5 protein-coding genes are annotated in these 5,512 nt (G+C 71.3%); 3 read left to right on the forward strand and 2 right to left on the reverse strand.

Annotated features, from left to right (window positions below; genetic code table 11):
* Both mycP and eccB read right to left on the reverse strand, forming a co-directional pair.
* A partial coding sequence (gene mycP / locus C1J00_RS37370) for a type VII secretion-associated serine protease mycosin (protein ID WP_102913356.1) occupies positions 1–1,080 on the reverse strand: 1,080 nt, incomplete at its 3' end.
* An 11-nt stretch (positions 1,081–1,091) separates the two neighbouring features.
* Positions 1,092–2,618 carry a type VII secretion protein EccB gene (eccB, locus tag C1J00_RS37375; protein ID WP_102913357.1) on the reverse strand — a complete coding sequence of 509 codons (1,527 nt, stop codon included), beginning with the start codon at positions 2,616–2,618 and terminating at the stop codon, positions 1,092–1,094.
* Between the two features lie 198 nt (positions 2,619–2,816).
* Between eccB and eccE the strand changes: the two genes are divergently transcribed.
* From eccE to C1J00_RS44835, 3 genes are all read left to right on the forward strand, one after another.
* Positions 2,817–4,133, forward strand: a complete 1,317-nt coding sequence (gene eccE, locus C1J00_RS37380) for a type VII secretion protein EccE (RefSeq protein WP_102913358.1) — start codon at positions 2,817–2,819, stop codon at positions 4,131–4,133.
* Positions 4,130–4,942 (forward strand): hypothetical protein, encoded by an 813-nt coding sequence (locus C1J00_RS37385; protein WP_102913359.1) that lies wholly within the window; start codon positions 4,130–4,132, stop codon positions 4,940–4,942. Before eccE ends, C1J00_RS37385 begins: the two co-directional genes overlap by 4 nt.
* A 338-nt stretch (positions 4,943–5,280) precedes the next feature.
* A partial coding sequence (locus C1J00_RS44835) for an SCO5717 family growth-regulating ATPase (protein ID WP_146046332.1) occupies positions 5,281–5,512 on the forward strand: 232 nt, incomplete at its 3' end.

Here is a 5,512-nt window from a genome sequence, read left to right on the forward strand (position 1 = left end):
GCCCAGGCCTGCTTGGGGGTTGGGGGACTCAATGGGGTGTTCGTCCTGCGTCAGGGCCCGTACGGGGTCGACCACTCCCCAGCCGACCAGGCGGTCGTGGCCGGCGGTGGTGCGCTCCGCTGTCTGTTCGATCTGGGCGACGATCTGCCGGGCCGTCCAGTCGCGGTGTTTCGCCTTGATCAGCGCCGCGAGGCCGGCGACGTACGGTGCCGAGAAGCTCGTGCCGTTGTCGGAGCAGTGGCCGCCCTGGGGGACGGTGGAGATCATGTCGACACCGGGGGCCGCGACGCCGACGAACTCTCCGGACTGGGAGAAGGAGGCGCGCTCGTTGTTGCGGTCCGAGGCGGCGACGGCGAGGACGCCCTCGTAGGAAGCCGGGTAGGTCTCCTTGACGTTGCCGCCGAGGCCGTCGTTGCCCGCCGAGGCCACGATCACGATCCCCTTGTTCAGGGCCTGGTCGATCGCCAGCTTCAGATCGGACGTCGACGTCATCGGCTTCGTGGTGTCCTGGGAGATGTTGATGACGTCGGCCCCGGCCTGGACGGCGTAGCGGATCGCTCGGGTCAGGGTGCCGACGTCGCCGTTGCCCTCCGCGTCGTTCTGCTGGATCGGGATGATCGTCGCGTCGGGGGCCAGGCCCACGAAGCCGGTGCCCTTGGCGGGCCGGGCCGCGATGATGCCGGCGACCTTGGTGCCGTGCCCGACCGTGTCCGTCGTGCCGTTCTCCTTGCCCCGCTCGATCGGGTTGCCGTCGTCGTCCTCGATGTTCTTGGGCAGGAAGTTGCGGCCGCTCTTCGCGTCGACCGCGTCGGTGAGTTGGGGATTCGTCACGTCGACGCCGGTGTCGATCACCGCCACCCGCATGCCCTTGCCCGTGGACTGGCTCCACAGCTCGTCCAGGAGGACGCGCTGCAGGGACCAGGGGCGGCCCGGGTACTTGCCGTTGGGGAACGCGCACTGGTCCGAGTAGGGGAGGTCGGCCGCCGCCGCGGGGGGCGCGAGGGCGACGGGGGCGGTCGTGAGCAGGGTCGCCGCCGTCACAGCGGTCGCCCTGCGGAGGAAGGAGGGCACGTGTGGCATGTCCGGACCCCTCAGGAACCCTGCGGCTGACGTGCCGCCGTCGTCGACAGGCGTGGGCCGGTGGGCAGGAACTCCGACCAGGCGGCGGGGATCGGCGCGGGGTCCACGTCCTTGTAACCGAGCCGCGTCTGGGCCTGTTGGGCCTCCTGCTGTGCCTGCTCGCGGTCCTTGGCCGTCGTGCCGAGTCCGGCGTCGTCCGCGCCGCTGTCGGCGTTGGACTGCAGGACGTAACGCAGACCCGTGTCGGTGACGAGGAAGACGGGGCCGGCCTTGGTCTCCCTGCCCTGGAACTGGCGGTAGAGCTGGCCGGAGCCGGCCGTGACGTAGGCACTGGAGGAGCCGGTGGGGAGCTTGGCCGGGAAGTCCGTGCCGGCCCAGGTGCTCAGGGTCGTGGCGCCCGAGCCGGAGTCGACGCCGCGCAGGACGTTGCACACGGTGCCGCGGCTTCCCGCGGTGCCGGAGGCGTCGTTGACGGGCTGGGGGTCCTCGGTGGGCCAGCGGTGCTCGGTGCCGAACGGCTTGCCGGGGACGATCGCACCCGGGCTCATGTCCTTGGCCGCACCGGCCTGGCCGAGGGAGGCCAGGTCCTCGCTGAACAGCAGGAGTTGGGCGACGAAGGCCGAGACGGGGGCGACCCGGCCGGGCAACACCACGTAGTACTGGTCGCTGTTGAGGTCGGACGCCTTGAGGACCATGCCGACCTTGTTGGTCTTGTCGTCCAGTTGGCCTGGGGCGTCGGCCGCGGCACCGATCTGGCCGGGAATCTTCGGGAAGGAGATCGGGTCGCCGGTGTGCAGGGTCTGCAGCCACTCGTCGGAGACCTTCTGCGGCTTGCGTCCGGAGCCGACGACGGCGCGCAGCAGCAGTTCGTTGCTCTTGTCGACGGGGTAGGAGCGTCCCCTCGCGTCCACCACGTGGTGCTTCCCGTCCGGGGCCACGACGTAGAGCAGTTGCCCGCCCGTCAGTTTCTCGCCCTTGCCCTCGGTCGCCTTCAAGTCGCGGGAGGCGAGGACCAGGGCGGCCTTCTGGATGGAGTCGCCGCCCGCGCTGCGGCGTTCGCAGACCGCCCAGCGCTTCTCGCCTCCCGCCTCGGACGCCGAGGGGAGGCGGTCGGGCGCGTAGGGGATGCCGATGGTGGCCCCGTGGGGGATCTTGCCGTTGTCGAGGACGGACTCGGCGACGGTCACCACATCGCCCTTGCCTTCGTTGAGGAGCAGCTTCGCGGAGGCCATGTTGAGGACCGGGTGCAGCTGGACCTGTTTGCCGGTCTTCAGGACGACGTAGCGCGTGGTCGAGTCGCCGGCGACGATCACCTTGGCGTTGGGCTCGTCCCAGCCCTTGGGCGCGGTGGGCTTGAACATGCCCCAGGCTCCGAAGACGGCCATGACGACCACACCCACGATGGCGCCGGGGACGACCGCGCGCAGTGGACGGGGCGCCCCCTCCTCCGAACCGTCGGGCGACGACTGCAGGAACGCCGCGAGCATGCGGCGCTTCGCGAAGGTGTAGGCATTGAGCTGGTCGCGCCGAGATGCCATCTCTGCTTGTCTCTCCCCGTGTTCAGATGTGCCGCGCTCGCCTGGTGTGCCATGGCCGACCGCCCCGGTGTCAGAGCGGCCCCCTACTATGCCTGGTATCCGCGGGGACTTGTGGAGCGGGTAGGGTGCCCGGGCCTTCAGGGCACGGTGCGGTGCTGAAACGCCAGTGAGTTGTCAGCAGAACGGGGGGATGGAGTCATGGTTTCCGGAACGCGCGCCCGGTCCCGTGACCGATCGCGGACGCGGGGTGCCGCGGCGTCCGGGCAGGGACCGGCGCAGCGGTCGGCCTCGCCGGGCACGCTCCACTCCAGGGTGCGTTCGGGTCAGGTCGGGGCATTCCGGTTGCAACGCCTTGTCCTGTTCGAGGTAGCGGCGGTCATTCTGCTCGTCGGATGGGTGATCGATCCCGTGGCCGTGGTGCCTGCGGCTGTCCTCGCCGGCTGTCTGGTGCTGCTCTCCTTGCTCCGTCGCCGCGGGCGTTCCCTGCCCGAGTGGCTGGCCACGGCTCAGGCGTTGCGTGCGCGACAGCGGCGGGCCGCGAGTACGCCGATACCGGAGGGCACGGAGCCGGGGCTGGCGCCGGCCGTGGAGTGCGACCCGAGTCTGCGGACGTACACGTACACCGGCCGCGACCGCCGGCCCGTCGGAATCGTCGGGGACGGTACGTTCGTCACCGCGGTCCTGCACGTCGAGGCCGACGCCACGGCGCTGCGGGCCGAGCGGAGCAAGCAGCCATTGCCGCTCTCTCTGGTGCACGACGCCTTGGAGGTGGACGGTATCCGGCTGGAGTCGGCGCAGGTCGTGCTCCACACCCAGCCCGCGCCCGCGATCCATCTGCCCCGGCAGTCCGTGGCCGTCGCCAACTACGCGCCCCTGCAGGAGCAGACGGGTGCGCCGGCCGTGCGCATCACATGGATCGCGTTGAAGCTCGATCCGGAGCTGTGCGCGGAAGCGGTGGCCGCGCGCGGGGGCGGCCTGGTCGGAGCGCAGAAGTGCGTCGTGCGTGCCGCCGATCATCTCGCGAGCCGGCTCACCGGATCCGGATTCCGGGCGACCCTCCTCGACGAGGAGCAGCTGATCTCCGCCATCGCCACGTCGGCCTGCGCCAACCCGCTGGTGACCGCGGAGGCCGGGCGGACGGACACGCGGGAGCGGCGGACCGAGGAGTCGGGGCGGAACTGGCGCTGCGACAACCGCAGACACACCACGTACTGGATCCGCCGGTGGCCCGCCCTGGGTGGGGAGAGGGCGCCGTCGCTGCCGCAGCTCGTCGCCCTGGTCACGGCCGTTCCCACCCTCGCGACCACCTTCAGCTTCACACTCAGACGGGGGGAGCGGAAGGAGGTGTCCGTCTGCGGGCACCTGCGGGTGACCGGGCGCAGCGACGACGAACTCGTCGCCGCCCGGAGCGCGGTGCAGGCCGCGGCCCGGCACACGGGCATGGGGCTCTCCCGGCTCGACCGGGAGCAGGTACCCGGCATGCTCGCCACTCTGCCCCTCGGAGGTGTCCGGTGACGGCGACGACCCCGCGCGCGTCACAGGCGACGACCCCGCGCGCAGGACGGACGGCGGCCACCGGACGGGGTGAGCCGCAGGCCTCCGCCCCGGAGCGGGCGCGTGAACTGCTGCGCCGCGGCTTCGGGTTGATCGGCCCGAGACACCCGCGGCACTCCGTGACCGTCGACCAGCTGGACACCCTCGCCCTTCCCGTGGCCGACGACGGCGTCGTCATCGGCGTGGACGCGGAGAACCGGCCCGCCGTACTCGGGCTCAATCGGCCGCTGCCGTACGACGTCGTACTCATCGGCGGGCTGTGGACCGTGCAGGTCATCGCGCTCAGGGCGGCGGCGACGGGGACGCGGGTCGCCGTGGAGACGGCGCGGGCGCAGGTCTGGATGCCGATGGTGCACGCCATGGGGGGCGGTCAGAACGGGATGGCCGTGTACGACGTCGGGCGGGTGCCGCCGCTGGGTGCCTCGGCCGGTACGCCGGTGCTGGTGGTGCGGGACTGCGGGATGCGGCCACCTCGAGGTCGCGTGGTCTCCGGGCCCTGGCAGTCGGTGCTGACCCTGTTGCCGTACGTCAGCCCGGTCGCTCCGCGGCTCGTGCGGCAGGCGCGGCTGGTCGGGATTCAGAGGGTGTCGCCCGACGAGGCCGCGGAACTGGGCCGCACGATGGCGCTCACCCGGGCCGAGATGGACTCCCTGCCGGGGCTCTCCGACGGCCTCACCCTGTGGTGTACCGACCGCGATCGGCAGTACGTGATGACACAGCCCACGGACGCGGAGACGGGGTTGTTGGGTACGCCACGTCGGATGGACTGACGGTCCTGCCGGCGAAACCGTTCGCAGCACCCGGTTTGTCAACTGTTGCGCCAGCGATTACGTCGCATTTGCCTGGTTTTCGAGATCCGGCGTTGCTGTGGAGGGGCAGACGGGGCCTGCCGGGCCGGGGCATGTGGTGATTAGGCTGGGACAGGGCTCGACGTCAGACCCCGTGGAGTGGGCGTCGGCGTCCCAAGGGGGCAAGCGGGGGAGCCTGTGGAGCGGACGGACCTCGGACGACCTCGATACGCCTCAAACGACTTCACACGACGTCGGACGACAAGCAAGGGTCGCCCCAGCACGGCATGAGGGTGCTCGACCACACCAGGAGGAACACTGTGAGCAGCGATCGGGACGGGAACCGCGGGGGCTGGGCGACACCCGGCGATGACCAGCCCGACGCGGAGTCCGCAGCAGAGATGACGGGCGAGTTCACCATCGACTACGCGCCGCCCGCCTGGTACACGCAGAACGCCTCGGGCAACGCGAGTTCCGGGCAGGGGGCGGAGGCGTCCGAGCATTCCGGTGCTTCGGGAGCGCCCGGGGGTTCCGGGCCGGGGGCCTCCGGCG

This window comes from Streptomyces cahuitamycinicus (assembly GCF_002891435.1).
GTDB classification, from domain to species: Bacteria; Actinomycetota; Actinomycetes; order Streptomycetales; family Streptomycetaceae; genus Streptomyces; species Streptomyces cahuitamycinicus.